The sequence below is a fragment of the Pelomicrobium sp. G1 genome (genome assembly GCF_051905455.1).
Lineage (GTDB): Bacteria > Pseudomonadota > Gammaproteobacteria > Burkholderiales > UBA6910 > Pelomicrobium.
Genome location: NZ_JBQACR010000616.1, coordinates 1 through 235 on the forward strand (window position 1 = coordinate 1; position 235 = coordinate 235).

Consider the following 235-nt stretch of genomic DNA (forward strand, 5'->3'; position numbering starts at 1 on the left):
ATCCACGGTACCCTCCACCGCCGCCATCGCCCAGGCCACCGTCCCATGACCGCTGCTCCTTCTTCCCCCCTGCGGCGCCGCGTGATCCAGGCCCTGGCGGCGGGCGCCGCCCTTGGGCCCGGCGCCCTCGCCCACCCCCCCGAGGGCCGGGAAATCCTGAAACGCCCGATCCCGAGGACCGGCGAGGTGCTTCCGGTGATCGGGCTCGGCACCTACCGCACCTTCGACGTGGGCG

At 74.5% G+C, this 235-nt stretch carries 1 pseudogene; it reads left to right on the top strand.

Annotated features, from left to right (window positions below):
• Window positions 1-45 precede the first annotated feature (45 nt).
• Window positions 46-235, top strand: a pseudogene (locus ACTFO6_RS19860) (aldo/keto reductase); the annotation flags it as partial.